General features: G+C 56.2%; 29 protein-coding genes. 3 read left to right on the forward strand and 26 right to left on the reverse strand.

What is annotated here, in order from left to right; all coding sequences use genetic code 11:
* Positions 1–27 precede the first annotated feature (27 nt).
* Positions 28–1,770, forward strand: a complete 1,743-nt coding sequence (locus C7476_RS14985; protein ID WP_114430724.1) for a sensor histidine kinase — start codon at positions 28–30, stop codon at positions 1,768–1,770.
* A gap of 9 nt (positions 1,771–1,779) precedes the next feature.
* On the opposite strand, the gene C7476_RS14990 is transcribed toward C7476_RS14985, so the two are convergent.
* Entirely contained in the window at positions 1,780–1,974 is a 195-nt protein-coding gene (locus C7476_RS14990) for a hypothetical protein (protein ID WP_114430725.1), read from the reverse strand.
* Between the two features lie 326 nt (positions 1,975–2,300).
* Between C7476_RS14990 and C7476_RS14995 the strand changes: the two genes are divergently transcribed.
* On the forward strand, positions 2,301–3,410 hold the full coding sequence (locus C7476_RS14995; protein ID WP_114430726.1) for an NADH:flavin oxidoreductase/NADH oxidase: 1,110 nt from the start codon (positions 2,301–2,303) through the stop codon (positions 3,408–3,410).
* Positions 3,411–3,432: 22 nt separating this feature from the next.
* Here C7476_RS14995 and C7476_RS15000 read toward each other — a convergent pair whose 3' ends face one another.
* The 5 genes from C7476_RS15000 to C7476_RS15020 form a co-directional block, all read right to left on the reverse strand.
* Entirely contained in the window at positions 3,433–4,893 is a 1,461-nt protein-coding gene (locus C7476_RS15000; protein WP_114430727.1) for a sensor domain-containing diguanylate cyclase, read from the reverse strand.
* 169 nt (positions 4,894–5,062) lie between these two features.
* Complete coding sequence (locus C7476_RS15005; protein ID WP_114430728.1) at positions 5,063–5,782, reverse strand: Bax inhibitor-1/YccA family protein; 720 nt, start codon at positions 5,780–5,782, stop codon at positions 5,063–5,065.
* Between the two features lie 24 nt (positions 5,783–5,806).
* Complete coding sequence (locus C7476_RS15010) at positions 5,807–6,580, reverse strand: anti-sigma factor family protein (RefSeq protein ID WP_114430729.1); 774 nt, start codon at positions 6,578–6,580, stop codon at positions 5,807–5,809.
* The gene (locus C7476_RS15015; RefSeq protein WP_114430730.1) at positions 6,573–7,103 is read right to left on the reverse strand and encodes a sigma-70 family RNA polymerase sigma factor; all 531 of its coding nucleotides are present in this window, start codon (positions 7,101–7,103) and stop codon (positions 6,573–6,575) included. The genes C7476_RS15010 and C7476_RS15015 overlap by 8 nt, the downstream gene beginning before the upstream one ends.
* Before the next feature lie 74 nt (positions 7,104–7,177).
* Positions 7,178–8,200 carry an AI-2E family transporter gene (locus C7476_RS15020; RefSeq protein ID WP_114430731.1) on the reverse strand — a complete coding sequence of 341 codons (1,023 nt, stop codon included), beginning with the start codon at positions 8,198–8,200 and terminating at the stop codon, positions 7,178–7,180.
* A gap of 221 nt (positions 8,201–8,421) precedes the next feature.
* Between C7476_RS15020 and C7476_RS15025 the strand changes: the two genes are divergently transcribed.
* Positions 8,422–8,763 carry a PilZ domain-containing protein gene (locus tag C7476_RS15025; RefSeq protein WP_114430732.1) on the forward strand — a complete coding sequence of 114 codons (342 nt, stop codon included), beginning with the start codon at positions 8,422–8,424 and terminating at the stop codon, positions 8,761–8,763.
* Here the strand turns inward: C7476_RS15025 and C7476_RS15030 are convergent.
* From C7476_RS15030 to fliF, 20 genes are all read right to left on the reverse strand, one after another.
* Entirely contained in the window at positions 8,751–9,239 is a 489-nt protein-coding gene (locus C7476_RS15030) for a hypothetical protein (protein WP_114430733.1), read from the reverse strand. The two genes, C7476_RS15025 and C7476_RS15030, sit on opposite strands and share 13 nt — an antisense overlap.
* Positions 9,236–9,652, reverse strand: a complete 417-nt coding sequence (locus C7476_RS15035; protein ID WP_245426364.1) for a flagellar protein FlgN — start codon at positions 9,650–9,652, stop codon at positions 9,236–9,238. Before C7476_RS15035 ends, C7476_RS15030 begins: the two co-directional genes overlap by 4 nt.
* A 41-nt stretch (positions 9,653–9,693) precedes the next feature.
* Positions 9,694–10,125 carry a rod-binding protein gene (locus C7476_RS15040; RefSeq protein WP_245426365.1) on the reverse strand — a complete coding sequence of 144 codons (432 nt, stop codon included), beginning with the start codon at positions 10,123–10,125 and terminating at the stop codon, positions 9,694–9,696.
* 225 nt (positions 10,126–10,350) lie between these two features.
* Positions 10,351–10,758, reverse strand: coding sequence for a hypothetical protein (locus C7476_RS15045; protein WP_114430735.1), 408 nt, complete (start codon positions 10,756–10,758; stop codon positions 10,351–10,353).
* Between the two features lie 3 nt (positions 10,759–10,761).
* Positions 10,762–11,511, reverse strand: a complete 750-nt coding sequence (fliR, locus tag C7476_RS15050; protein ID WP_245426366.1) for a flagellar biosynthetic protein FliR — start codon at positions 11,509–11,511, stop codon at positions 10,762–10,764.
* 10 nt (positions 11,512–11,521) lie between these two features.
* The gene (flhA, locus tag C7476_RS15055) at positions 11,522–13,612 is read right to left on the reverse strand and encodes a flagellar biosynthesis protein FlhA (RefSeq protein ID WP_114430737.1); all 2,091 of its coding nucleotides are present in this window, start codon (positions 13,610–13,612) and stop codon (positions 11,522–11,524) included.
* A 74-nt stretch (positions 13,613–13,686) separates the two neighbouring features.
* Positions 13,687–13,953: a flagellar biosynthetic protein FliQ gene (locus C7476_RS15060; RefSeq protein WP_114430738.1), complete on the reverse strand. Its 267-nt coding sequence runs from the start codon at positions 13,951–13,953 to the stop codon at positions 13,687–13,689.
* Positions 13,946–14,353, reverse strand: a complete 408-nt coding sequence (gene flgD, locus C7476_RS15065) for a flagellar hook assembly protein FlgD (protein ID WP_114430739.1) — start codon at positions 14,351–14,353, stop codon at positions 13,946–13,948. Before flgD ends, C7476_RS15060 begins: the two co-directional genes overlap by 8 nt.
* Entirely contained in the window at positions 14,350–14,790 is a 441-nt protein-coding gene (flbT, locus tag C7476_RS15070) for a flagellar biosynthesis repressor FlbT (RefSeq protein WP_114430740.1), read from the reverse strand. The genes flgD and flbT overlap by 4 nt, the downstream gene beginning before the upstream one ends.
* A gap of 2 nt (positions 14,791–14,792) precedes the next feature.
* Positions 14,793–15,137 carry a flagellar biosynthesis regulator FlaF gene (gene flaF / locus C7476_RS15075; protein WP_114430741.1) on the reverse strand — a complete coding sequence of 115 codons (345 nt, stop codon included), beginning with the start codon at positions 15,135–15,137 and terminating at the stop codon, positions 14,793–14,795.
* Positions 15,138–15,182: 45 nt separating this feature from the next.
* Positions 15,183–16,232 (reverse strand): flagellar hook-associated family protein, encoded by a 1,050-nt coding sequence (locus C7476_RS15080; protein WP_114430742.1) that lies wholly within the window; start codon positions 16,230–16,232, stop codon positions 15,183–15,185.
* A 2-nt stretch (positions 16,233–16,234) separates the two neighbouring features.
* Positions 16,235–17,701 (reverse strand): flagellar hook-associated protein FlgK, encoded by a 1,467-nt coding sequence (gene flgK, locus C7476_RS15085; protein WP_114430743.1) that lies wholly within the window; start codon positions 17,699–17,701, stop codon positions 16,235–16,237.
* 31 nt (positions 17,702–17,732) lie between these two features.
* Complete coding sequence (locus tag C7476_RS15090) at positions 17,733–18,995, reverse strand: flagellar hook protein FlgE (RefSeq protein ID WP_114430744.1); 1,263 nt, start codon at positions 18,993–18,995, stop codon at positions 17,733–17,735.
* A gap of 139 nt (positions 18,996–19,134) precedes the next feature.
* Positions 19,135–19,806: a flagellar transcriptional regulator FtcR gene (ftcR, locus tag C7476_RS15095; RefSeq protein ID WP_114430745.1), complete on the reverse strand. Its 672-nt coding sequence runs from the start codon at positions 19,804–19,806 to the stop codon at positions 19,135–19,137.
* Between the two features lie 240 nt (positions 19,807–20,046).
* A complete protein-coding gene (locus tag C7476_RS15100) occupies positions 20,047–20,598 on the reverse strand; it encodes a lytic transglycosylase domain-containing protein (RefSeq protein ID WP_245426367.1) in 552 nt (183 codons plus the stop codon).
* On the reverse strand, positions 20,570–21,790 hold the full coding sequence (gene fliK / locus C7476_RS15105; RefSeq protein ID WP_114430746.1) for a flagellar hook-length control protein FliK: 1,221 nt from the start codon (positions 21,788–21,790) through the stop codon (positions 20,570–20,572). The genes C7476_RS15100 and fliK overlap by 29 nt, the downstream gene beginning before the upstream one ends.
* The gene (locus C7476_RS15110; protein ID WP_114430747.1) at positions 21,787–22,989 is read right to left on the reverse strand and encodes a chemotaxis protein MotC; all 1,203 of its coding nucleotides are present in this window, start codon (positions 22,987–22,989) and stop codon (positions 21,787–21,789) included. Before C7476_RS15110 ends, fliK begins: the two co-directional genes overlap by 4 nt.
* A complete protein-coding gene (locus tag C7476_RS15115) occupies positions 22,986–24,230 on the reverse strand; it encodes a MotB family protein (RefSeq protein WP_114430748.1) in 1,245 nt (414 codons plus the stop codon). Before C7476_RS15115 ends, C7476_RS15110 begins: the two co-directional genes overlap by 4 nt.
* Positions 24,220–24,885, reverse strand: a complete 666-nt coding sequence (locus C7476_RS15120; protein WP_147274657.1) for a hypothetical protein — start codon at positions 24,883–24,885, stop codon at positions 24,220–24,222. Before C7476_RS15120 ends, C7476_RS15115 begins: the two co-directional genes overlap by 11 nt.
* Positions 24,885–26,531, reverse strand: a complete 1,647-nt coding sequence (gene fliF, locus C7476_RS15125) for a flagellar basal-body MS-ring/collar protein FliF (protein ID WP_114430750.1) — start codon at positions 26,529–26,531, stop codon at positions 24,885–24,887. Before fliF ends, C7476_RS15120 begins: the two co-directional genes overlap by 1 nt.
* Between the last annotated feature and the right edge of the window lie 101 nt (positions 26,532–26,632).

Genomic DNA, 26,632 nt, shown 5'->3' on the forward strand with positions numbered 1-26,632 from the left:
CGACCATCGCTCGAAGAGAGGTCGCCAATGGAACCAGACGAATACCCCACCAAAGGAGAGCAACCCCGTGAGGCGGCTGCCGGACAGGTTGCTTGCTGGCAATTCAATCTGACGCGTGTACGCGCTTTGCTTGAAAGCGTGGATGCAGCCCCTCGTGGGGATCAGGAATGGCAGCCTGATCGATTGGATATGCTGCTCTCTGCCGTTCGGATTGTGGACGTCAACGATGAAGCAATCCGCCTGTTCGGCCTGCCGGCAGACCGGGACAAAGTGCTGGACCGGCCAACAGCAAGCCTCTGGCCCGAACAAAGCCGCGCTGCTCTCGGAGATCTGCTCACTACCATCGCTGCCTCCGTTCATAAAGAACCGGTAACACGAGAGATCCCCACAGTCGGCCGGTTGCAGCATGTCGTTCTGACAGGCTGGAAGGCTTTTGATTCAAGGTGCGCCGACACCGTGTTCGTCTCGGTCAGAGCAACCTTGAACACACCAAATGCGGTGATCGAACTCGAAGCCAGCCAGAAACGTTATCGCAACCTGATTTCCTCCCTGCCCATTCCTGTCTGGCAGATCGACGCCCGGCCGGCAGGGCGCATATTTGAGCGCCTCAGAGCCAGCGGCATCACGGACATGGCGGCATACTCGGATGAACATCCGGAGATCGTCAATCTTGCGTGCGAGATTGTACAAGTCTTCGACGTCAACCAAGAAGCTATGGTCCTTTTCGGCGGGAAGCGCCGCTCAGAGTTCATCGGGTCGGTGAAGTATCTGTTTTCAACTACACCCGGCGCAACAAGACGCGTGATGCTGGCGCATTTTTCAGGTGCCAGAAATCATGTCGAAGAGTTGAAGGTGAAGACCTTCGATGGCCGCCTGCTCGATGTGCTGTTGTTGATGACCTTCCCGGTACCGGGCGAGCGCCTCGATACCACGATCCTCATGATGATCGACAACACCGCTCGCCTCGAGGCAGAGGCAAAATTACGAAAGATCGAGGCCGACTTCTCCCATGCAGCGCGTCTTTCCACATTGGGTGAAATGACCACATCCATAGCGCATGAAATCAAGCAGCCGCTTTCGGCCATCCTGATGAATGCACAGACAAGCCTGCGATATCTCAGGAGAGCCGAGCCAAACCTTGACAAGGTAGACATCCTGACATCCCGTGTCGTTGAAAGCGCCCAGCGAGCAGGCGATATTATCGGCCGCATTCAGGATATGGCCGGCAAGCGCGAGGCCACCTCGACTTTGCTTGATTTCAATGATGTTGTTCGTCAATGCGTGGTTTTTCTTCGTCACGAAAGCGAAGATAAAGATGTTGTCATTACGACCAAGCTGCAACCGGACCTTCCCGCTGTCCAGGGTGATCGCATCCAGTTGCAACAGGTGATCGTCAATCTGATCGCCAACAGTATCCAGGCCATGAAGGTGACACCGCAAATGCAGCGCGAGATCTATCTCGAAACGCAACTGGATGAGACCGCGCGCGTCTCATTCTCGATCCGGGACACAGGGATTGGTATTCCGGTCGATCACCTGGATCAGATATTCGATGGGTTCTTTACAACAAAGGAAGGCGGCCTGGGCATAGGATTGGCCATCTGTCAGTCAATCATCCAAGCTCACGGCGGAGAGATAACCGCTTCAAACCATCCGGAAGGCGGAGCCGTATTCAGTTTCTCGATACCGGCAAAATCCGCGGCCGAGGGTCAACTCCAAAATGGGCAGCCGTTCGGTCTTCAGGAGGACTTGGTCCCTCGTATAATTTAGTCCCGCATGTCAACTGACGTCCGGAGGACCCATCACCTGTCGAGACTTCAGCGCAAGCTGATTGTCCAGATCGACGAATGCCCCCAGAAAACTGCCACAGCGGCTGCAAACAATGGCACTGGAATCGCGTAAGTTGCGCCGCACCGCGATCATGATCGCTTTGCAGTTTTGGCATTCGAACTCAGGATAATCAAGATTTGCCATATAAGCGGACTTTATTACAGTTTTACAAGATGCGGGATTCAGAAATTTGAGTTAGGCATTTCGGTTAGGACTAACCCGTTGCTTCACAGGTCGCAAATGGAAACCTGTCTTCGGCCAGTCAACTGGTTGATTTGGCGCGCGGGACATCGCATTGACGACCGCCCGGGCTCGCGACCCGAGCACCAGCCGCTTTCGCTCATTACGAACCCGTTACTTGACTTCCGGCGGACAGGATCCATTTGTGCAATGTCAAATTCAGCGCGAACCTGCTGCGACGAAACTCCCAATTTCGCGACGCAGCTACCCAAAAAGTTGAGGTCATATAGATGAGCCAGTTGTTTCAGCCACTGCGATTGGATTCGCTCGAACTCGCGAACAGGATCATAATCGCTCCCATGTGCCAATATTCCGCCGAGGATGGCTCGGCGTCGGACTGGCATATGATGCACCTGGGTCACCTTGCCCTGTCGGGTGCCGGCTTGCTGGTCACGGAAGCTACCGCCGTAACACCTGAAGGACGCATCTCCCCCCGGGATCTCGGGCTTTATTCCGATGCCAATGAAGCAGCACTCGGGCGTATTGTCGCCGCGATCCGCGACTATTCGCCGATACCCGTCGCCGCGCAACTCGCGCACGCGGGGCGAAAGGCATCAACCCGCGTACCATGGGAGGGTGGTAAGCAGATTGCGCCGAATGAGCCGACCGGCTGGAAAACCGTGGCCCCTTCGCCAGTGCCATATCTGAATGAATACGATGCTCCAACGGCATTGGATGGCGCTGGCCTCGATCGCATACGGGATGCGTTCGTCAAGGCGGCAAAACGCGCCGACAGGATCGGCATAGAGGGCATCGAAATTCATGGAGCGCATGGATATTTGCTGCACGAGTTCCTGTCACCGCTCTCGAATATGCGTGACGATCGATATGGTGGAAGTCTGGAAAATCGAATGCGCTTCCCTCTCGAAGTGTTCGAGGCAGTACGGGAAGCGTTTCCCGCCAACAAGCCGGTCTGGATACGCGTTTCCGCTTCCGACTGGGTCGATGGTGGCTGGGACGTCGAGAGCACCGTGATCTTTGCAAAGGAATTGGCGGCGCGCGGTTGTGCCGCCATTCACGTCAGCAGTGGCGGTCTTTCGCCCCTGCAGAAAATGCCGGTTGAACCCAACTATCAGGTTCCATTCGCGCAGCGGATCAAAGCCGAGGTAAAAATGCCCGTCATTGCTGTCGGACTAATCACCGAGGCGAAACAGGCGGAAGACATCATTGCCAACGGCGACGCCGATGCGATCGCGCTTGCACGCGCAATCCTCTATGACCCTCGCTGGCCGTGGCACGCAGCGGCGGAACTCGGAGCACAGGTCGTGGCTCCCGAACAATATTGGCGATCGCAGCCCCGGAATCATGCGGATCTGTTCAAAATCCCGCAAACAGCCTGAATTAAAACGCGAGCGGTCGTAGCTATTCGAGGTTACGGCGCTCGTTGTCTGACGAATAATGCGAACGCTTGTCCTCGTACATGAGCAGATCAGCACGCTTGGCCACAGCTTCCAGCTTTTCGCCAATATTGCTGGTGGCCCAACCGATCGATATGTTCAAGGGAATATTGGAGTAATACTGGTTGTTTATCTCGATAAGGCTGCGGATTTCGTCGATCATGCTTGCGGCGCCAAGCTCATCGATGGCCGGCAGCAGAACGGCGAATTCATCGCCGCCAATACGCGCAGCGTAGCAGGGAGGCTTGACTGCTCCCGCCAGTACCTCGCCAACGCGTCGTAACAAAGCATCTCCAACGCCATGCCCCCACTGATCATTGACCACCTTCAGTCCGTTGAGGTCGAGGATAATGATCGAGACGGGATAAAACTCACGGCGCTCAAGCCTGTTCAGCTCGTCCACGTAGAAGGCGCGGTTGTAAAGCTTGGTGAGCACATCATGCTTGCCGAGATATTCCAGATAAGCCTCGGCCTTCTTGCGCGCCGTGATATCGGTCAAGGATATTTGGACCAAGGACCAATCCTGTTCGTGGCCCGGCAGAACCGAAAATTGCAGCAGCACATGGCGTTCGGTTCCATCAAGTGCATAGTTTACGGTCTCACGCTGATGAAAGAGGTTGCCGTTCCAAAGTTCGATCAGCTGTTCCCTGAAATGCGCATTCATGCCGTCGCGGAAAATATCGGGAAGCCGGCGCAACAATGTCAGCTTGTCGGGCGCGAGAAACATCCTGAGCGTCTCGTTGTTGACATCGACAACGCGGATCTCGCTTGCACATTGTCCAACGAATTCAGGATGGACATCGGTAAACACACGAAAATCGATAATACCCTGCCCCCGCACTTCGTCAAGCAGACGCTTGATGCGGCTGAAATCTTCCACCCAAAGAGATACGGGAGAATATTCAAACAACCCTTCCGCGTAGCGCTTGCTCTCGATCTGCTGCCGCCGCGCGTCCTCGCGCTCGGTGACGTCTTCGATGGAAAGCAATACCCGCGTCCACGAATCTTCATATCCCGGCAGAACCGCGCCGCGAAGCTGGATATCCAGCCGGCGACCCGTCAGCGTGTAATTCACTGTACCACTGGAGAATTCGGTATCGCCATCCCACAGAGCCGAGAGCTCCTGTATATGCGACTGGAGCATGTCGTCGCGAAAGATGGAGTCGAGATTGCCGGTCAGGTGGTTGAAATCATTTGCCTCGAAAAGAGCAAGGGTCTTTTTGTTGACCTTTAGAACCCGGATCAGGCTTGCGCATTCTCTAATCCGGCCCTCGTCCTCACGCAGATAGGATCTGATATCGGTGACGCCGGATCGCCGCCATTTCTCGAACAGGTGCTTGACCCCACTGAAATCCTCCAGCCACAACGAGATCGGTGCGAGATCGAATGTCTCGACATCGGCGTGATTATCGACATGCTCATTCATATAGCGCGAATCTCTCGGCTGACTGCTGTATCGGCAGCTATCTATATGAACGAAATTCACTGAACAATCATTACCTCGCGCAGAACGAACGCGCGAAGACCGCACCTCGTCTACACCACACTGTGCAGACGCCTTGAGGGCATCTGCACAGGATCGCTACGGGATGATTTTATTCTTCCCGCTGACCGGTCAGGCTGAGCAACAGCTGGAAGAGGTTGATGAAGTTGAGGTAGAGCGAGAAGGCGCCGAACACCGCCAGCTTCTGCTGCGATTCCGAATCGTAGCTTTCGGCAAACTGCTCCTTGATCGATTGCGTGTCCCAAGCTGTCAAACCGATGAAGACCAGAACGCCGGCAACCGAGACAACGAACTGCAGCATGGAGGAGCCGAGGAAGATGTTGACGACACTTGCCACGACAACACCGATCAGACCCATAATCAGGAACGAGCTGAACTGGGAGAGATCACGCTTGGTTGTATAACCATAAAGGCTGGTGGCACCGAACATGGTGGCCGCTATGAAGAATGTGCGGGCGATGCTGGTCCCGGTAAAGACAAGGAAGATCGACGCCAGCGAAAGCCCCATGACCGCGCAGAATGCCCAGAACATGGCCTGTGCGGTTGCTGCCGACATGGTTTGCATTTTGAACGAGAAGAACATCACGAAAGCAAGCGGCGCGAAGATAACGACCCATTTCAGGGGAGTGGAGAAAATCGGAACATACAGAGCCGGCGTCGAGGCGACGACGAATGCAACAACGCCCGTCAGAACAAGGCCCAGGCCCATATAGTTGTAGATGCGCAGCATATGCTGGCGCAGTCCTTCATCGAACAATGCGGCGGACTGTCCGCGCGCTGTGCCCATTTCATAACGAAGTGGTGTATTCATGGTTGTGATCCTTTGGCTGGTTAATCAGTAAAGAGTTTTTGCAAGCTGCGATGCTACTATTTCAAGGTCGGCGGGGCTTGCATCCGATACGAGGGCATAGGCAACGTCACCAATCTGGAAATAGGCGGCGGTGCTATCATCGATGCGCAACGCTTTCGGCTTCACGACATCGAAACTGCCGGGACGAACCGCGAAAAGCGAGAGCCGCTTCATCTCATCGGATCTGATTTCCATCTCGACACTTGGTCCGAAGGCGGACGGGAAAAGCTGGACATCATTGACGATCCACCGGTCCAAAAGTTGTGGCATGGTAATGGCGGTGGCCGCACGTATTTCTGCAGGATCGTAACTGTTCACCTCGGACTGCGACTTCATCCCTGCCCTGACCAAGGACGTCTTGTGGGCCATCACCGCATCCGCAACATAAGCCGGCGGCGGTGTCGAGGCGACGACCTCCGAGATGGTGAGCGGGCCAAAGCCGGCATGCGCCAGCCAACCAATACCGACAAGGACGGCGACCGCGGCAACACGTTGCAAATTGCCGAGCAACCGGTTTCGCATGAGGCCACGTTCAAGGCGACGCGCTGCTTCACTCGTCTCCGGCGATCCCTTGCTGTGCATGCCGGTCAGCGCCAGCCGCAATTCGTCCCTCGCCTGCAGATCCGACATGACGCGGGCGGCCTGCTCAGGGTGATGCGAGAGGTAGCGGGCGATCTCGATGCGGCGGCCCGCATCCAGCTGGTCGTCGACATAGGCATCAAGGTCGGCCTCAACGACGGGATCGATCGCGTCATTCATCGCGGCCTCCAACAATTTTCAGATGTGCGGTTTTGCCGGGCTCAGCCTCGAGAGACCGCAGTGTCGCCCGCGCGCGGCCAATTCTCGACATCAGCGTGCCCATCGGTATTCCCAACGTCGCTGCAGCTTCTTCATAGGAGAGACCCTCGATCGCTACCAAATGCAAAGCGGCTCGTTGCTCTTCGGGCAGCGAAAAAAACGCATTGCGGACCTCCATTAACCGCATGGAATGCTCCTGCGGCGGCTGGAGTATCGTTTCGGTGATGACTGCCAAAGCATTTTCGCGGCGCGCTTCCGACTGGCTCGAACGCTTGCTGTCGATAAAACCATTATGCAGGATCGACAAAAGCCAACCCTTCAGGTTTCCGCCATTGCGAAAATGACTGCGCCGCTCATAAGCCCGCACCAGCGTATCCTGCACAAGGTCTTCCGCATCGGTTTCATTGCCCGTTAGCGAACGTGCATACCGGCGTAACGAACCAAGCTGGCCAACAACGTCAAAACGGGGTTTCGAATTCTCCATACGGCGTATACGGACCTGCGGCGGATTTATTCCCTGCCATCCGCAATTATATCACGCGGCCGCAAATTTGCCGCCTAGATCAGCCTCTGCTTTTTAAGTTCGTCCTTGAGATAGGCATAGTAAATCGGCGCGGCGATGAGGCCAGCGATGCCGAACCAGGCTTCCAGCACGATCATTGCGAGGAGCAATTCCCAGGCGCGCGATTTGATTCGCGATCCGATGATCCTGGCGTTGAGGAAATATTCGAGCTTGTGGATGATGACCAGAAAGGCCAGCGAACCCACTGCGGCAACAAAGGAAACACTGAGTGCCACGACGACGATCACGGTGTTGGAGATCAAATTGCCGATAACAGGAAGTAACCCCGCAATGAACGTCACGGCAATCATGGTTTTGACCAAGGGCAGGTGAACGCCGAAAAATGGCAGGATTACAACAAGATAGATAGCGGTGAATACTGTGTTCAATGCCGAGATCCGAAGCTGCGAGAACACGATATTACGAAATGCCGCGCTCAATAGCTCGATACGTTCGGCAAGGGCAATCGCGAGCGGGCCTGGCTCGCGTGATGAGGCAACGGTGGAACTAAGCGCGATCATTCCCCCGATCACCATGCCGACGATTATTCGCACCAGGAGAACGCCAAGTTCCCTGCCGACGAGCTGAAGCTGGCCGGCATGTTCACGCAGCCACTTTGCCGCCAGCGTTTCCAGTTCCTCAAGATTTGAGGGGAAATAATCGCGGGCCCAGTTCGGCAGATGTAACTGGGCGGTATCGATGATTTCGGCCATCTTCTGGAAAAGCGATACTATACCTTCGTCGGAACCATCGGTGAGCAATGCCATGCTGCTCATGACGGCGGCGACGATCACGAGGATGAAAACCAACGCCAGTATTGCCAACGCTATGGTTTTTGCCAGGTGGCCGGAAATGCCTAATCTGCCGAGCAATGGAGCCGAATAATGGACGAGGTTGTAAACGAGCAGTCCTGAGAGGAGAGCCGAGAGCAAGCCTAGTTCAAGCACAGCGACGAGCGCGATGAACGACAAAATGTAGGAGGCAATTCGGAGCCTGGTGGCGGTTGGCAAGTGTGTCACCTGAAGGGGCTGTCAATTTTCAGCTGTACCTACTCTTGAAAATGCCCGCGGCGCAAGCACCATTGATCCAGGCACGTAAATCTTCGCGATCCGAGCGCTGCATTCGAATGAAACATAACGGATTTGCAATTGTTTGCCTGTACAAGCTACGAATGAACCGCCGGCATGAAAGACGTCCGCGCGCCTTTTAACCGGCTTCAATTCGGGCCAGGCAAATTTACATGCCATTATATCAAACGAACACCAAAGCCGAGAAACGCGTCGAGCAGCGCCAGCGAACACGATTGCGATCCGGCAAACTCGTGACGCTCGATGGGCAGTTTCTGACCGAATGTCATTTTCACAATCTTGCCGGTGGCGGCGCCAAGATCAGGGTTGTCGGCCAATCCCCCGTCCCGATGCGCTTCTGGCTGTTCGACGATCAGTATAGCGGCGCGTTGATGACGGAAGTCGTCTGGCGCCAAGATATGGAACTTGGCGTGCGGTTCGTCGAGGATCCTGACGTCACACCGTTGACAGACACAATTCTGCGCACGCTTGCCGGCAAATATTATTCACTTTGAGGTGCTTGCTGACGCTGCAGACCCTTGGTGTTCTGGTCGCGGATTTCCTTGGCCGTTATGTAGTTGAATTGCTCGACCAGCAGGTCCTTCACCAATGGTTGCGGAAATCGTGCATTGACACCGTCAATGATCGATTTTTTGACATCATCGAACTTGACGTCCTGGATGTTCTTGACGTCCGAATAATGCCCGTAGAACTGGCTGAAAATCTCGTCATTGATGAAATACGATACCGGAATCTTGAAGGACGCGTTCACGGTGTGGTCCAATGTATAGGCCAGCTGAGACACCACATAACCCTGAACCGCATTGTCCACGATGATCGGGACACTGAAGACTTCGGTCTTGCCATCGTCCAGTGCCTCCTGAGTGTTGGGTGCAACAGCTGCTGTCGCAGAGTTCTGCCAGACGGCAAGATACAGGGATCCCAGTGCAACGGCGCAGATCCACAGGCCGATCAGCACGATACGGATCATGCACCGAGCCCGTTTCTGACCTGGCTGGCCGTGTACGTTCCGTCGGCCTCCTGCGTCTCAAGCGCATCGCGGATAATTCCCGCGAGCTCTGTCACCGCGCGCAAGTGCAATTTGATAGCATCGCAATTGCGATCAAGCTTCTGACGCAGGCTATCGAGGACGGGCTGGAGCGCCTTAAGTGCAGGCGTGTCGACCGTCTTGACAGCCTTGCCCATGGCCTTGTTGAAATCGCGCAGCCCGCGGCTCTTATTGGCATTGATACTTGCAAGATCTACCAACTGGCCTTCGAGAAGCAGCCGTGTTTCACGCTCTACGACATCTTCCAAACGACGAATGGCGAAAAGGACGGGTTCCAGCGCCGGTTCAGGCATATCGCTGCGGTTCTGATCATTGGTCATTATTTCTATTTCCATATCTGTTCTCTCCAATCTCATCGGCCTTGAGGGTTGGCGCTCTAACTCTGCCTCGAGTTGTCGACGCTTTCCGTTGATTTCAATTGCTTATGAATGAGCTGGCGTTGGATTTGGTGCAAAATGACATTTGAATCCTGGTTTTGAAAATGTTGTTGATTTATGGATATCCCCGAAGCTGCTTCCTCAGCTTGTGCTGCAGCTTCAGACTTGGCTTTTTTGGCGCTCTGCTGCTCCAGCATGCGGGCGACGCCTATCCCGCCGGCATCGGCCATCTTGTTGGCGACGGCTTCGGCCATCATTGATTTCCAGTACTCTCCGGCAATTCCTTCGCCGAAGACTGCCTGATTGTCTCCTGCGAACATGGATTCGACAAAGGATTGCAGCATGAAAGCTTCGAACTTTTTGAATGCAGCGTTCGGCGCATGCGATACGCTACCGGCAATGGTGCCACTTGACGAGGCCGGTTGCTGCATGGAGGCAAAGTTCTCGCGTGACAGCTGCTTCTGTGCCGCGACGCGGTCGGAAGCCATGCTCCGCAACTTCTCCAGGGAGGTTCGCAACGTGTCCGGATCGGCTGCCATGGCAACATCCAACACCAGATCGGAAGGTGGATTAATAGCCATCGATTCCTGTTCCATCCTGTTTCATTGCATGCACCCTACCCTCCCAAACTTACGGGAGGCTTGAGACTTGCATCTTCAGATTGCGTGTCTGCCAAGCAGATGCCCCATATACTCGTCCGCTTCGTCGGCAACCTCGGCTCGCGATATCGTTTTTGCTAAATCACGAAGCCGGCTCTCCAACGTGTCGAGCGTACGCGACGCTTTCAGCAGATTCCGTTTGGCTTCGACCATGTGTTCGGACAACTGGGCCTGAAGCGACTTGTTGGTCTCGAGACGCTTCAAGATGATAGGCACGGGAACAAACGCGGTTGCACCTACGACAAAACGATCTTCCTGCATCCTGAAAAGAGCGTCATTCTCCTCCTTGATCGCAGCCTGTTTTGCATTGAGGCGTGACAGCTCCAGTTCATGGCGCGCTTTGGCGAGCTTTTGCAGCCTGATCAATCCGAGATAGGATGTCCGGGATGCGTCATGCATGGTCATCACTCAAAAGTTCCTCAGATACATTCCTGCCTCATTGGTGAAAAAACGCATCAGGTCGGACATGCTGAAATAGAGTAGCATCAACCCGCCGGCGAGGACGAAGGGCAACGAAATGAAATAAACGGGAATCGATGGCGTGAGCTTGTTGATCAGGCCCACCGCTATATTGACCACGACGGCGAAGACGATAAAGGGAGCAGCGATGCGTATGGTGCTCATGAACGCCTTGGACAAAGTGTCGGTCAGGTTGACCATCGCCGTTGCCGGTTGGAAGATGCCGTCCACCGGGATCGTCGAATAGGATGAAAGCAGCGCACGCAACACCTCCAGATGCAGGTCTGATACGAAGAACAGACACAGCGCGGAAAGCGTGATCAGGCTTGCAATGGCTGCCTGTGGTTCGTCCGATTCAATGGCGCGCTCTGGTGCGCCGGAATATCCGGTCGCCATCGCCATGGCATTTGCCATGAATTGCAGCGCCCAAAAGTAGAGGCGCGACAAAATGCCGATGAAGGCGCCAACGATCGCTTCGATGACGATGATCCGCATCAGCATCAAAGGGGCCGCCTTTGCCGCTGGAGTGACCTGCGGCAGCACCAGCGGCACGACCATGAGAGAGCATGCGAGTGCCAGGAAAAGGCGTATTTGCATGGGAATGCGTGGACTGGAAATGCCCGGCATGATCATCAGGCAGGCTCCTACACGGGCAAAAACAAGCAGGGCCGCAATGATGCTATCGCTCAGTGGCGGCACGTCTGGAGCCTCACGAAATAGTACCGAGGGAACGTACCTCCACGCCGCGTGCGATCTCGACATGGGACAGGACTGACAATGTCGCGAACAGGCGCTCGATGATCATTCTGATGTAAGGCCGCGCTTCCGGCGAAGCAACGAGGACGAAGCGCTCGCCCCCATCAAGGTGCTTGCGGATCGCGACACTCGCTTCGTTACCGAATTGCTCCAGGAGACGCGGATCGATATCGAATTCCGTAATCTCGCCCTTGGCATCACGTTTGAGACTCTGGTGGAAAACCAAATCCCAACGGTTGCCGAGACGCAAAACCGAAAGAACGCCATTGTCGGCAAGGTCGCCGCAAATTTGCTGTGCCATACGCATCCGCACATGTTCGACGATCATTTCCGAGCGGCGGATATGCGGTGCCACTTCCGCTATGGCTTCGAGGATGAGATTGAGGTTGCGGATCGACACCCGTTCCGTCAGCAGCAGCTTGAGAACCGCCTGCAGGCCGGAATAGGAGAGATGCGCCGGGCAGATATCGTCGAGCAGTTTGCGGTATTCGGGTCCAAGACGGTCGAGCAGTGCGCGCATGTCCTTGTAGGAAAGCAGCTGTGCCAGGTTGTTGCGGACGATCTCGCTGAGATGCGTCAGCAATACGGAGAGGTTATCGACCGTCATGTAGTTGTCGCGCTTGAGGTCGGCGGCAAAGATTTCCGGGACGGAATAGGCTTTCATACCGAACGCAGGCTCCCGCACCTCTTCGCCCGGCACATGCGGGGGTGGCCGATCGCCGGGAATAACCAGGATTTCACCGACCCGCAGCTCATGCGAAGCAACAACCGTCCCGTGGATCTTGATCCGGTATGTCTTGGGCGGCAGGAGAAAATCATCTGTAACTTTGATTTCCGGGACGACAAAACCGTACTCGACCGCAAACTTCTTGCGCATCTTGTTGACGCGATGCGCAAGTTCAAGCTGCGATGCGAGCAGTCGTGCCGAGATTTGTTTGCCAAGACAGAGCTCGATCTGCGCCGTTTCAAGCGAAGCCCTGACAGAATCCCGGTCTTCCTGTTCCGCATGTTTCTGCTGCAGCGCGATTTCGGCCTGGGCAGCGGCTGCCACCCGGGCGAGCTTGCGCGGGACAGATACGCCAATCGCCACAAGTCCGGCTGCAAGCACGAAAAACGGAAAGGCAGGCAGCCCCGGCAAGATGCCGAGCACGAATAACAACAGGGCAGCGACGAACAGCGCTTTCGGATAAGCACCAAGCTGACCAAAGACGGCCTTGTCGGTTGAACCGCGCGTCCCGCCTTTTGAGACAAGAAGGCCGGCCGCAAGCGATACGATCAATGCCGGGATTTGGGTGACGAGACCATCGCCGACAGAGAGCTTTGTAAAGACATCGGCAGCTTCGCCGACTTCCATGCCATGCCGCGTGACACCGATGATAATACCGCCGAAGATGTTGACGGCGGTAATGATGAGGCCGGCAATGGCATCACCCCGCACGAATTTTGAGGCACCGTCCATCGATCCGAAGAAGGCGCTTTCTTCTTCGAGTTCGCGCCGCCGGTGCTGCGCTTCCTTCTCGTCGATAAGGCCGGACGAAAGGTCCGCATCGATGGCCATCTGCTTGCCCGGAATGGCGTCGAGCGTAAAGCGCGCACCAACTTCGGCAATACGCGTGGCGCCCTTGGTGATGACAAGAAAATTGACGATGATAAGGATGGCAAAGACCACAAGACCGATGACGAAATCACCGCCCATGACAAACTGCGAAAAACCATGGATGACCTGGCCGGCCGCGGCGTAACCCTCGTCGCCATGGGTCAGGATGACACGTGTCGTTGCAATATTGAGCGACAGGCGCATCATTGTCGCGATCAAAAGCACCGTGGGAAAGGCAGAAAAATCGAGGGGCCGCTGGATCCACAGCGATACCATCAGGATGAGCACGGAAAGGGCGATGGAGAATGCGAGACCAATATCGAGAACGATTGGTGAAACAGGCAGGAACAGCACTGTGAGAATGATGACGATGCCGAGAGCAAGGCCAACATCGCTGCCCGTCAGATAGCCCTTGTCGCCCAATCGTTTTACTGCGGCCTGCTGCACGGCATTCTCCTGTTGTCACGGGGACAATAGATGCCGAAGCTTGTGCGAAGCCAACGCGAACGTGGCGACGCGCGTCAGAAACCTTTCTCGATCCGGGAATACGCCAGCAGTGTCAGCGTGTTGATCTGTGAACCGACGAACGGAGCGGTCAATGCAAGAACCGCCAGGATGACGAGGATCTTGGGGACGAAGGTAAGTGTGATTTCCTGTATTTGTGTCAGTGCCTGAAACAGCGCAATGCAGACCCCAGCCAGCATCGCGGCTCCGACTGCCGGACCAGACGCAACGATTACCGTCCAGATCGCCTGATTGACGATATCGAGCGCATCTGCCTCATTCATTGCCGGCCGAAATGACGATGCCGGCAGTGATTGGAAGCTGGGCACCACCGACGAGTGTTGCGATCATGCCGTCACTGTAGATGCGCACGGACTCGACAACGCCGCTGACCTTACCGTCAGCACTCGTGACGGTGCGACCGATGATGCCATCGGCCTGTGATAGGGATGAACTCGCAAGCAACTGGTCGAGTTTGGTATTGGTCTGAACCGCTTGTTCAACGCTCGAAAACTGTGCGAGCTGAGAGATTTGCTGTGTTGCGTCCATCGGCTCGGTCGGATCCTGATTTTTCATCTCCGCCACAAGCAATTTCAGAAACGCCTGATAGTCGACGCCGGGTCCGGTAGCCTTGGACGTATCTGTCGTATCGGCCTGTGTTCCTACGGGAGGGATGGTGGTCATGGGTTTGCCTCCGGCCTGACGGCCCTGTCTGTTTGAGAGGAAATGGTTTGTTCTACTGGGCCGAAAAGAATTTGTGCTTCCAGCGCGTAGAGCAATCTGATGGATTTCAGGGCGTCGAACACACGTTCGTTGCACACCATCTCGTCAATCAGCTTCAATTCTTTCAGCATCTGCCGGTTTTCGAAGGTTGCGAGGAGCGACGCCAGCATACGCTTGAATGTGCGGTTTGCCTCCTCCTTCACAGCAGGATTGATGAGCATGATCTGTGCGGCGAAATAGAGCTGTCGTAGAGGCGTTGTCGTCTGATCCGCCTGAATGACGTGGCTTTCGAGAAGAAAACTGACATCGTTCATGAATTCGATGGAGACCTTGCGGTCAACGCGCAAGACTGCCCCGTTCACGTAGACTTTCTCACCGGCACGTAATGAGAGTTTCATGGTCAAAGCCCGTCGCGAATGGTCTTGGTAATATCAATAATGCTGTCGTAGTCGCGTGAGGTCTCCTGCCTGATGGCTTCCAGTTGCCTCAGAATGAACAGACCGATCGAAATCAGTGATGCCCGCAATTGCGGCGGCAATCCATTGGCGGGACTGCCGAGATCTTCGATCACAATCATCCACAGACGCGACGTAAAATACACGGCTTCGACGCCCTTAGAAGCATAGCCGCTCTCATCGCGAGCGGCTTCCAGCATCACGATCGACTGATCGAACAAGGACCGTTCCCGCTCCCTGGCTTCGTCAGCACCGTCGTTCATGATGTCGTCGTATCGGGCCTGGTACATGCGCTTTTCCGGTTTTTAACGAACGCGGCTGTCGCGTTCGTTGATTTACTTCAGGTAATTGAGCAGGCTCAGGCTCTGGATCTTCACGGTCAAGGCATAGGACGCATCGATCTGGGTCCGCAAAGCCTCCACCCGGTTGGCGGCCTCAAACGGGTCCACCGCCTCCAGATCGAGAACCGAGCTATTGAGAACATTGATCTGTACGGTCAGCCGGTCGGTCGCGTCCTTTGTCCGGGCTTGGGCATTGCCCAGGAAGGACTGAGCACCTGCCAGTGAAGTAGAGTTCTGGTTGGTCGTCTCCGCCACCTTGTCGATTACCGTATCGAACGCTGCCTGATTGAGCCCGATATCACCGAGTTCCGCCATCATCGTGTAGCTCATGGCGAGCTGACGGAACCCAGAATTATTGGCGCTAACCGACGTCTCCGCCAGCTCGGTCGGCGCAATCCGGCTCTTGACGAGCGTGTCTGACGCCGAAGACCAGTTGGCCGACCAGGACGCGGAATCGAATTCGGCCGCGAGCGACGTGTCCAGATAAGTTTTCATGGCTGCCGCGGTTATGTTTGCCACCTGCGGGTCAGTCGTCGGGAAGCCGAAATAATCCTGAAACGACTGCAACACGGCGGCCCTTGCGGGATCGCCGGCGGAGCCGTAGTCACCCAGCGGCTTTACGTCCGTGTTCTCTCCCGCGAAAATATACTCGCCGTTGTAGCTGGTGTTGATCAGGTCGGTGGCGGTCTGCAACAGACCCTTCGCCTTGTCGACGATGATCGAACGGCCCTCGCTTGCTCCGCGCATCGCCGTTACATTACCGAGAAAATCCTGCGATCCCTTGATGACATTGCTCAAGGCATCTTGAGAAGCTTTCATTCGTTCAGAGATCAGCCCATTGGTCTGGGTCAGAACTGTCAGCCGATCGTGCTCTTTGCGCAGGGAAATCGACTGGCCGGTGCGGCTGCCAAGCGTAAGCCCTTTGTCGAAAACAAAACCCGTCGTTGCTTCCTGATTTGCCTTGACCAGTTCTGCCTGGGCCCTGGCGATAATGTTACGTGTCGAGTTGGATAGCATATAGGATGAAACCGACTGGGTCTTCATATCTATCTCACCGCCTGAAAGAGTTCGTTCAACATGGCGTCAACGGCGGAGATGATTTGCGCCGATGCCTTGTAGGAATGTTCAAGATCAAGCATCGACGCCATCTCCGTGTCGATATTCACACCGCTGCTATTGGAAATTGCGTCTTCGGCGCGCGATGCCAGAACGGTGTTGTACTCATTCGTCTGGGTTACGGATTTGCGCTTGGTCTCAAGCGAACTGATCGTGGCCGCAGAAAAATCAAGGAGACTTTTCCCATCGCCGGCGGCCGCGTCCGGATCGTAGTTGCGAGGCGCCGAGATAGCACCGATAAGACCCTGGAGCCGCGCCGAAAACCCTGACGAGCCATCCGGATTCTGTACATAATCTGCTCCGGCCGCCCCGCCATCTCGCAAAAGTGCGGGATTGCCGCCTTCCGTCAGGATGAAGGCGGCGTGAACCTTGATTGTGCCGGCAATGCCCGAAAGAATCGCCGCGTCCGCCGGCATTGTCGGTGCACCTGAATAGGTGAACAGGCCCGGAACCGTCGGTAGCGTCGCTGGTGTATTCTGGTCTTTTTCCGCGAACATGCTGACGAGGCTGCGCGCTATCTCGTCGAGCTGGTTTTGATAGGCCGGCGCCGTGTCGTCGCGCAATTGCAACAAACCACTGAGGCGGCCAGTGCCATAGGGCTGCTGAAATGTTCCATGCGACAGCGGGACCCCATCGACATAGACATCGTTGCCGCCTGTACCGGCGCTGAATGCGCTGGTCGGTGTGAAGCTGACCGTTCGTGGGGAGCCTTCGAAAAGGGTTACGCCGGATTCGGCAAACACCACCATGTCATTATCGCCGCGGACCAGCGTCGTGATGCCGATCTCGCCTGACATCTGCTTCAGCAGGCCATCGCGCTGGTCGAGATAATCCGAGACGTCTGTGCCGGAACGCGTGCCATTGATGATCCGGTTGTTGACGGTCTCGAACTGCGACAGCAGCAAATTCAGATTCTTGACCGAATCGCCGATGTCGTTGTCGGCATCCTGGCGCAGCTTCTGCGTTTCTTCCGTGCCCTTGTTCAGCGCATTGGCGAGCTCCGTCGCCTTGGTGACGGTGGATTCGCCAACGGAAGTGTTGCCGGGCTGCGAGGCGTAGAGCTGCAATGAATCGCGCAAGTCTCCGAGGAGCGAACTTGGTGATCCCGATGCATCATCAGCCGAATAAATCCCGGACAGCCGGTCGAGACCGGCCTGCAACGTGTTGGACGCGTTATACTGGCTGTTGCTTTCAATAAACTTGGACAGGAGCGCGGAGTCGGCGGAGCGGGTCATGGAAAGATAGGTCGATCCGTTTGGTCCGCTCACGACGGAACCAATACGCCGCGTAAAATCAGGATCGTTGGCGCCCGCAATGTTGCGGGAGACCAGCGCTGTCTGTTTCGATACGGTATTGAGAGCACTCTGAGCAGTAAGGAGCGCCGAAGTTAGTGACATGCCCTGTGTCCATTCGCCATTAGAAGTTCAGCTATCTTTTCAGATTGACCAGCACATCCATCAAATCCGCACCGGTCTGAAAGACCTTCGAATTTGCCGTGTAGCTTCTCTGGGATTCGATCATTTCCGTCAGTTCCTGCGCGATGTCGGCATTTGATTCCTCCAGCGCCCCGGATGTCAGCGTGCCAAAGCTGCCACTACCGGCAAAGCCAAGCTGGACGTCGCCGGATTCTGCGCTCGGGGAGAACACGTTGCCTGTCATGACAAGCAGGTTGTCAGGACTTGGAACGTCGGCCAGCGCGATCTGATAGATGGCCCGTTTCGCACCGTTCTTGTAGATGGCGGTTACGGTGCCATCGTCGGCGATGCTGACATTTTCTATCGGGCTTGGCGTGTTGCCGTCGATCTTTACCTCGATAGGCGTGTAGTCACCTGCCAGCTGTTTGGTGGCGGAAAAGTCGATTTCCAGCGCCTGTCCGTTTGGCACTGGGATCGAGATCGACTTGTCCGCAGACGTGAGCTTGCCGGTGACGGCATCGAACGTATAATTTTCCGTAGTCAACGGCGCGGCAGGAGCATAGGGAAATCCACCAGCAGCCGATGCATTGGCGTGATTATAGGCGGCAACTTCCCAGCTATTGTTTGCGGTCTTGGTGAAGTAGAGATCGACGACGACGACGTTACCGAGATTGTCGAATGTCTGTACGGATGTCTTGGCGGTATATTGAGCCGACGCCGTGGCATTTGTTGGCGGCCGGTCAGCTGCGGCAATGATCGAAGCGCCCGCCGGGAGATTGGCCGTAAAGATACCTGTCTTGCTCGGATCCGCGATCAGGTCGTTCTGGGCGATATTGACCTTTTCGAGCCCCTGAAAGCCATTGGCAACCGGATTGACGTTGCCGTTGACCACGGGATAACCCATCAGATAGTAGCCGGCTGAATTGACGAGATTACCTTGCGCATCAGGCACGAATGAACCGGCGCGCGTCAGATATGGGGTGTCATCCGCGTTGCCGACAATGAAAAAGCCATTGCCTTTCAGCGCCAGGTCGGTCGACGAAGTCGTGAAGCGCTGCGAACCGTCATCCGAGATATGGTGGCGGATGACCGTTTCGACACCACCGGAATTATAAGCCCCCCCAGAACTTGGCAACACGAGCGATGCGAACTGCGTACTGGCGCGCTTGTAACCGGTCGTGCTGGAGTTGGCGATGTTGTCCGCCACGGTTGACAGCCTGTTTGCCTGGGCATTCATGCCCGACACACCGGTTCGCATCATTCCATAGAGGCTCATTTCCGTCTCCTTGCACCGTGATTCCGTTCAAAATCGTTAGCGCGCAATACTTGCGCGAAGCTGACGTTCAGATGGTGTCACCGGGGAATAGTTGAATTTCAATTTTGACCGCGCCGGCGGTCTAAATTGTTCTGGCAGGTCAGTCCAGATTGATGCAGTAACCGAGAAAGCGCTTGGAATCGACCGGATCATAACCAAGTTGCTCACGCAGCTTCTTGCGCAGTTTGCTGATGTGACTCTCAACGACACTTTCCTCGACATCGCTGTCGAAAATGCCGTAGATCGCGCTGAATATCTGTGCCTTGTTCAGGCGGCGCCCGCGATTGGCAATCAGATATTCCAGTATGCGCCGTTCGCGCCGCGGCAGCGAAAAATCAAGCCCGTTCACCTGTGGATCGCGGCCATCGGAAAATACCCGGATCGGACCTACCTGCGTTCCCGCATCGCCATTGCCATAGCGGCGGCGAATGGCATTGATTCGCGCCAGGATCTCTCGCACATGCATCGGCTTGCGAACCACATCGTCGACACCCGCCTGGAAAAGTTCCAGCGTATGTTCCAATGACTGTGTCTCATTGACAGCGATGACCGGCGCCGAACAGCGCTCGCGAATTTTTTGTGGAAACTGGCTACGATTGACACATTCTCCTATGAGAAATGCCTCGACCGCCATAATGTCGTTTTTCTGGACGGTGGCAACCCAATCGCCGAAATCGTCCGGAGTAAACCCTGTTGTTGTTATGCCCTCGCGGGCGAACCACGCCGAATACCCACTCGTCACCAGACTTCGTTCGTCGACGACTACAATCACTGCCCCACCTTCCGAATCATTTATTTTTGCCCCAAGCAACACACAACTAGCGGGGTCCGCGACTCGGCGACAATTCCCAATATATTGTACCTAACTTATTGGGAGTTCTAATTAATTCGATGTAGGGGAATTCTTGGGGAGGTTGGCATGTCCTGCACGGGCAGGATCAATACTATTTCGACCTTTACAAAATATAAGCACGACGACAAATTCACGTTTTATTACCAAGTATTAACACGATCACTTATCGCAAAACATTCGCGCCTTCGGCGTCCAGTTTCCGAAACCGGTAGCCACCATATTTTCCATTACTCGGCAAACATATTGCTTCTGGGCCGGGTCGTTATCGGGTCCCGCGTGATAGCGCGCAACCGCCATAGTCCAGCCGCCTTCACGTGTTCTGAGCTCTTTTAGAAATCGCGCGGCGTAATCCACGTTGGTGGCAGGGTCTAACATTGCCGCGACAGACGGGAACTTGCTGGCGTGAAAATAGTGATTGATCTGCATGCATCCGATGTCGACGAGTTTCGCTCCGCGCGAATGCGCCTCGTTGAATTTGGCCATGGCAGCTGCTGCTGACGGCATAAATACTGCTTTACCTTCTATATTCATTGCGTAGGGTTGGAGCGAGTCCTTGTGCCCCGTTTCAGTCAAACCTACCGCGTAGAGAATTCCCACCGGAATATCGTACTTCGTCGAGGCACGGTGCATTTGCCGCTCGCAAAGGTTCTCCGCCGAGGCAGTCTGCGACGCGAGAAAGAGGCTAAACAACCAACCCGCGTGAAAGGCCATACTCAGTACCCGGATCAGTTGCCTTTTCCACGCGCTCATCGGATCGCATCTCTCCAAAGGATTCTTGATTGCTGGAACGGTCACCGGACGAACCCTGGAATCCGGATTGGCCCTGGCTGCTGGCCCGCGCACCGGGCTGCTGGTCCTGCGCGGACAGATTTTGCTGCCCGTTCTGCGCGCTCGAAGAGGTGCCGGAGCGATCAATGACCGAGATGGTGACTGAGGAGGCGTCATCTGCCACACCCGCCCGCTGCAAGGCCTTGGTAAGCATGTCATGGTCCTTGGCGAGATGTTCTGCCATCGCCGGGTTTTCCGCCATTAACTGAATATGCATCCCTTCAGGCGTCAGGCGCATGCGCGCGGTCACCGTTCCAAGTTCGATGGGTTGAAGCTGAATCACCAGCGTTCTTGCGCCAGGTGTACTGCGATCAGAAAGAATCTGGACATCGGTTATCAGCAGACGGGAAGGTTGTACCGGCGTCGCGTTATTTGACACAGTCGCACCGAGTTTTGCCTCTGCTTGAACCGACGGGGACGGTGCGGACGTGGCCGTCTCAACAGGCGCGGCGTATTCCACCGGGGCGGCCTTGGCGCTGACTTTGGGTCGCGGTCCCTCGGGGGCCTGAGTTGCTGGCGCAACGTCTTGCCGGGCATGCGAGGCTAATTTGCCGGGTTCCTGTTTGTCCTGCAAAGGAGCGGCTACCTGCCTATCCGTGACAGCTTTCACATCAGTCTTCCCGGACTTTTTATCGGGCGCAGCTATCTCGGCCGGTTTTTCGCTTCCCTGATCCGCTTCGACAATTTGGATGAGTCCCGCAATTGTATCGGCTTTGGATGGCGCTTTGGCATTGGTTACGGGTCTTGGCTGTTCGCCATTTTCGTGCTGCTGCCGGTCGAGCAGTTGTTCGAAAGCAAGGATTGCCTGGCCGAAGATGCCCTGAGCGGCGGCATCGGAAACATCCTTGTCCTCGTCCGGCTCCGCCCTATCCAGCAATTCCACCAAGCTCCTGTCGGGCTTTGCGTTCTCCTTGTCGAGCTTCAGCTTCGGGCCAACCGCCCTCACCATGGAGCTGAAATCCGAAAGGACGTCCTTGTCCTTCGCCGGCTTTTGGTCGGGCATGTCGTCCTTGCCCTTGTCGCGGACAATCGCGTCAAGCATTGTCTTAAGCGGCATGCGAACTCCAATGGTCATTTCCTGGCCTTCCCGAGAAGCGCGTCAATGGCGTCGAGTTTCTTGCGTGTCGCATCAATCATCGGATCAAGCGTTTCAATGGGCGTTGTTTCGGCCCTGCCAGCCCCGACGGCTGCCATGGAATTCTCCGCGGCTGAAGCCTGCTGCGGTCCGTCCATTGCCGGAATTGGCTGCGCAAGAATCTTGTTCGCCATCGTGGTCGCAGCCTCCATCAGCTCTACATCCCGGCCGTGCAGACGATCTTTCGGCAATTGCGAAAGCATGGTCTTGGCCTCGCCGGTCTTGTCGGAACCAACATTGCTGACCGCCAGATAGAGTCTGGCCTGCGTGTCGTCTGCCTTGAGCACAGTTGCAAGGGCTTCGGCCTGTTGCGAGGCAAATCGGGCCCGCCCCATATCGCCATCCACGATCGCACCTCGGGCCATGCGCAGGTAGAAAGGCAAGCGGGCCCCGGGCCACGCCAAGGAGGCCATTTCTTCGATTTCCGCATTGCTGATCTTATGCTTGATCACCATCAAGGCGTCGACGAGCTGGCGAAAGAAGTCCTCCGAATAGGGGGAGAAGGCGAAGCGCTGCAGATAATTGCGCGCCATCAACCTGACCTTGTCCTTGTCGCCAAGACGTGCCGCGATCATCAGACCACGCCGCAGCGCCGCCTCCTCCAGCAGCGTTCCCGGCGCGTTGAGGCGTATATAATCCAGCCGCTTGAGTGCAGTTGCCGCGTCGATGCCGGCGAGCTGCGTCGCCGTGACCAGATAGATCGATGCGACCAGCTCGATAGGCACATTGGGCGGCAGTTCCTGGAAATTCTCGATAATGCGCAGCGTATCGCCATCGGCATAAGCCAGAGACCCTGCCACGAGTTTGGGATCGACCTGGCCAAGATTTGCCGAGGCCAATATGGTGCGAACAACCTGCGGATTGCCGCCATTGAGGAGATAAATGAAAATGGCGTAGACATTTGCCGGTTTCGACCAGACTTCCGGCTTTGCCAGCTGAAGCTGTGCGGCGATATGGCCGAGGACGCGATTGAGCATCGGCAATGCTTCCGGCTTTCCGGACGCCACCTGATCCTGCAGCATGCGCATGGATCGCACCAGCATGTAGGGCTCCGGTGAGGGCATTGCAGCCTGCGCCGTCGTCAGCGGCAGGCTGAAAAGGCCGAACAGCAACAAGCGGATGGTTTGCCGCGCGATCATCTGGACGCTGTCTTCAGAAAGATATCGATGCGCCGGTTCTGGGGAGCGTAAGGATCTGCCGGAATTTTCGGGTCGCGGTCGGCATGGCCTTCGACACGCAGGATACGCTTGCCGTCAAGCCCACCACGCGTCAGCATATAGTAGGCCATGTGCGCCCGCGCGGATGACAGGCGCCAATTGTCATAGGTTTCGCTTTTGAACGGGCGCGCATCCGTGTGTCCGCTGATGATGACATCGCCCTTGCGGCTTGCGATGATCTTGGCGATTTCATCAAGCACCTGCACGACGCGCTTGTCGGGCTTGGCCGATCCTATGGCAAACATGCCATAGTCAACCTTGTCGGTGAGCTGGATCATGACGCCATCTTCAGTGGGGACGACCGAAATGTCAGGCGCTTTCTCATCCGGGCTGGCGCCGGTTTTCTTCGAAATCTCGGCAGCAAGTTCACGCGCGGCATTGATCTCAACCGCGCCGGGCTTCTCATCCTTCACCGCTGCCTTTTCGGCATGCGTCGGTTTGGCAGCATTGGATGGTGCAGCTTTCGCATCGGCCGGCGGCTCGCCAGCGGCCATTCGCTTTTCCAGCGCCCCCTGCTTGGCTTTTGCGTCAGCATCAGAAACCTCATTCGACTTTGGCGCTATCGCTTTGTCCTGGGACGGAGGTGAAGTCACCGGACTGTCCGTCAGCGGGAAAATCTCGTCTTCAACGTGGGTCGACCAGTAATTGGGATTGAACGGGTCGCGATAGGCGTCTCCGCCCTCAGCACCCGTCGATGGACCGGCACGATTGGAACCGCCCTCTCCTGCTGCAGAACGATTTTGCAGGACGCCGGACTGCGTGGCGATCTCGGCAAGCACGGCATACGGATCCTTGAAAATCTGACGTTCTTCGGTTGCAGGTGGTGATTGAACCTGCTTTTCGTTGCGCGCACTTTTGGTTTCGGCATCAGTCGCATCCAGGCTTTCAAAGCGAATCTTGCCCTCCTGACTGTCGGTTTCCTCGATGCCCTTTGGCCTCGACTGCCGGTCCATCAGCTTGACCGGATTGAAATAGGCAGCAACGGCAGCCTTCGTTTCCTCGTTGGCCGCATTGATGAGCCACATGACAAGGAAGAAGGCCATCATCGCGGTCATGAAATCCGCATAGGCGATTTTCCAGACCCCGCCGTGATGACCCTCTTCATGTTCACGGCCACGCCGGACGATGATGATCTCACGGTGCGTTTCGGGATCAATGTTCATTGCTAATATCTCTCAATGCGTCGATGAGGCGGCCAAGCCGTGTCTCGACCACTGCGTCATCCAGTTTCATCGACAATTCCGATTGGCCAGTTTCCCGGAAGGTGCACCGCATCGGATCGATTTCCGGTCGGATGCGAAGCACGTCGAGAAGATGGGATGGACCGGAAATTTCCATGCTCACAGCGTCGAACCCCTTGGTCATCCGTTCCACCTCATGCGCAAATGCCTCGACGGCGCGTTGGCGCAAGCGCTCTTCGACGAAAGGCGTGAGAACGGCAGCGAGTGAACCCGAAAGATCCGATGAAATCGCGGCCAGCCCGTCATTGATCTGCACCGCCATGCGCGTGCCGGTTTGTTGCATGAAGAGCGCTTCGGCAGCGGCCAGCTGATCCTGGAATTCCCTCTCAAGCCGGATTTTCTCGGCCTCGAACAGCACCGCGGCCTCCGCCTGGCCAGATTCGCGCCCAGCAACAAATGCCTCCTTGATCTTCAACTCATAATCGATGAGTTCGACAACATTCTCCGATGGCTCCTCGATCTCCGCCAACAACTCGGCCCGGTCACGGCTCACGGCCGCAAACACGGTAACGCGCTCCGCCGGCACATGCTTCGGCGTGAAATCAGTCAGCACACTGGCGACAGAGCGAGCGACCATCAGGCTGCCTCGTGAACCCATTGTTTGAGGATCGCCGCGACCCGTTCTTCATCCATGTCGATCATCTGCTCGAGACGATTTTGCGCGGGCACACGCATGCGTCGTCTAAGTTCGCTCAGATCATCATAGGGCAGGCTGTGTTCGGCATGAGCCTGCGCCACGACCGGAAGATTGGACGCCGGGGCCAAGCCTGGAACCGGAAGGTTGGAGCCGGCGGCAAGTTGCAGAGCCTCCTGCGGCTTGTTCATGTCACGCATCAGCGGGCGCACTCCAAACCACAGCACAAGCCCGACAGCGGCAATCAGGGCTGCAGCATTGATGAAACTGCCGGCCTGGCGGAAGATCATCTCGGACACCGGTGTTGAAGCAGGCGCCAGCTGCTCGTCTGAAGCCTCCAGGAAATTGACCGCCGTCACGTTGATCACGTCGCCGCGCTTTTGATCGAGACCCGCCGCCGTTGCGACAAGTTCGGTGATCTTTGCGATCTGCTGCTCCAGGAATCTATCCGGAGCTGGCGTCACACCGGCCGTTGCCAGCAGGCGCGCCTGATCGATGACGACTGCGATCGAGAGCCGCTTGATCTGATAGCTGTCGCTGGTCGTCGACACTGTCTTCGAGTTCAGCTCGTAATTGGTCAGTTCTTCGCGCTTGTCCGTCTTTTCCGATGAATTATCGCCATTCTTGCTGGCGATTTCTTCCTGCGGAATGTTCTGTTCGACGCCGGTTGCGTTGTCGCTGGTCGAATTTTGCGAATCGCCGCTCTCGCGCACCACCCGCACCGAACGTTCGACGCGCGATTCCGGATCAAAGACCGTCTCGTTGGTCTGGCGGCGATCGGTATCGAGCGCGACCTGAACACTGGTCTGGAAATGACCAACGCCAAGATAGGGCGCAAGGGCCTTGCGGATATTCTCATCCACCGACGCCGAAACATTCTGTTCGAGCGTCGCCGACATCACCGCACCCGCATTCGTGCCGTCATCCTTCGAGGCAAGCAGACGGCCATTGGTATCGAGAATGGTGACTTCCGCAGCGGTAAGCTGCGGCACCGCGGCAGCAACGAGCTGGCGGATCGACTGTGCCGATTCGATGGCGAAGTCGCCTTCGGTGCGAATGACGACCGAGGCGGATGGCGCCTGATCGCCGCGGCGGAAGCTGCCCTTTTCCGGCAAGACGATATGAACGCGGGCGGCCTTGATACCGCGGATTGCCTGGATGGTACGGGAGATTTCACCCTCGAGCGCGCGAACCCGGGTGATCTCCTGCATGAACGAAGTGAGGCCGAGCGAACCCATATTGTCGAAGAGCTCGTAGCCGGCATTGTTGCTGGTGGGCAGACCTTTTTCCGCAAGGTACATGCGTGCCTGATCGGCCTTGCCAAAGGCCACGAGAATGGAGGTTCCATCGGATTTCACATCAAAGGGAATGCCGGCTTCGCCAAGCGCCATACCCATGCGGTTGACGTCGTCGCGGCTGAGGCCGACATACAAGGTCTCGTATTGAGGTTGATTGAGATAAAGGCTTGAAACAAGGATGGCGCTGAACAGCGTGATGCCAATGACCCCAAGAGCAATGAGCCGCCTTGCGCCAAGCCTCTGCATCGCGGTGCCGAGCTGCGCAAATGTCTGTCTTACGTTCTTTTCCATCAATTCCCACCACCGTCGCGTGATAGAACCATAGAGCGCGAAGCTTGCGCGAAGTTAGAGCCCCGTGTCGGAGTGTCGTTTCCAAACAAAAAAGGGCCACG

Source organism: Phyllobacterium bourgognense (assembly GCF_003337575.1).
Classification (GTDB): domain Bacteria; phylum Pseudomonadota; class Alphaproteobacteria; order Rhizobiales; family Rhizobiaceae; genus Phyllobacterium; species Phyllobacterium bourgognense.

Coding starts and splice junctions, on each gene's coding strand:
- flgK (WP_114430743.1), bottom strand. CDS start 17,701: ATGTCACTAACTTCGGCGCTCCTTACTGCTCAGAGTGCTCTCAATACC.
- C7476_RS15040 (WP_245426365.1), bottom strand. CDS start 10,125: ATGCAGCAACCGGCCTCGTCAAGTGGCACCATTGCCGGTAGCGTATCG.
- C7476_RS14995 (WP_114430726.1), top strand. CDS start 2,301: ATGAGCCAGTTGTTTCAGCCACTGCGATTGGATTCGCTCGAACTCGCG.
- flaF (WP_114430741.1), bottom strand. CDS start 15,137: ATGTACCAGGCCCGATACGACGACATCATGAACGACGGTGCTGACGAA.
- C7476_RS15120 (WP_147274657.1), bottom strand. CDS start 24,885: ATGGTCGCTCGCTCTGTCGCCAGTGTGCTGACTGATTTCACGCCGAAG.
- C7476_RS15100 (WP_245426367.1), bottom strand. CDS start 20,598: ATGGCCTTTCACGCGGGTTGGTTGTTTAGCCTCTTTCTCGCGTCGCAG.
- C7476_RS15005 (WP_114430728.1), bottom strand. CDS start 5,782: ATGAATACACCACTTCGTTATGAAATGGGCACAGCGCGCGGACAGTCC.
- C7476_RS15030 (WP_114430733.1), bottom strand. CDS start 9,239: ATGATCCGTATCGTGCTGATCGGCCTGTGGATCTGCGCCGTTGCACTG.
- C7476_RS15115 (WP_114430748.1), bottom strand. CDS start 24,230: ATGAACATTGATCCCGAAACGCACCGTGAGATCATCATCGTCCGGCGT.
- C7476_RS15010 (WP_114430729.1), bottom strand. CDS start 6,580: ATGAATGACGCGATCGATCCCGTCGTTGAGGCCGACCTTGATGCCTAT.
- C7476_RS15080 (WP_114430742.1), bottom strand. CDS start 16,232: ATGAAGACCCAGTCGGTTTCATCCTATATGCTATCCAACTCGACACGT.
- C7476_RS14985 (WP_114430724.1), top strand. CDS start 28: ATGGAACCAGACGAATACCCCACCAAAGGAGAGCAACCCCGTGAGGCG.
- C7476_RS15045 (WP_114430735.1), bottom strand. CDS start 10,758: ATGACCATGCATGACGCATCCCGGACATCCTATCTCGGATTGATCAGG.
- C7476_RS15060 (WP_114430738.1), bottom strand. CDS start 13,953: ATGAATGAGGCAGATGCGCTCGATATCGTCAATCAGGCGATCTGGACG.
- C7476_RS15025 (WP_114430732.1), top strand. CDS start 8,422: ATGCCATTATATCAAACGAACACCAAAGCCGAGAAACGCGTCGAGCAG.
- C7476_RS15000 (WP_114430727.1), bottom strand. CDS start 4,893: ATGAATGAGCATGTCGATAATCACGCCGATGTCGAGACATTCGATCTC.
- C7476_RS15090 (WP_114430744.1), bottom strand. CDS start 18,995: ATGAGCCTCTATGGAATGATGCGAACCGGTGTGTCGGGCATGAATGCC.
- flbT (WP_114430740.1), bottom strand. CDS start 14,790: ATGAAACTCTCATTACGTGCCGGTGAGAAAGTCTACGTGAACGGGGCA.
- C7476_RS15035 (WP_245426364.1), bottom strand. CDS start 9,652: ATGGAAATAGAAATAATGACCAATGATCAGAACCGCAGCGATATGCCT.
- C7476_RS15015 (WP_114430730.1), bottom strand. CDS start 7,103: ATGGAGAATTCGAAACCCCGTTTTGACGTTGTTGGCCAGCTTGGTTCG.
- flgD (WP_114430739.1), bottom strand. CDS start 14,353: ATGACCACCATCCCTCCCGTAGGAACACAGGCCGATACGACAGATACG.
- C7476_RS15110 (WP_114430747.1), bottom strand. CDS start 22,989: ATGATCGCGCGGCAAACCATCCGCTTGTTGCTGTTCGGCCTTTTCAGC.
- C7476_RS14990 (WP_114430725.1), bottom strand. CDS start 1,974: ATGGCAAATCTTGATTATCCTGAGTTCGAATGCCAAAACTGCAAAGCG.
- fliK (WP_114430746.1), bottom strand. CDS start 21,790: ATGACCATTGGAGTTCGCATGCCGCTTAAGACAATGCTTGACGCGATT.
- fliF (WP_114430750.1), bottom strand. CDS start 26,531: ATGGAAAAGAACGTAAGACAGACATTTGCGCAGCTCGGCACCGCGATG.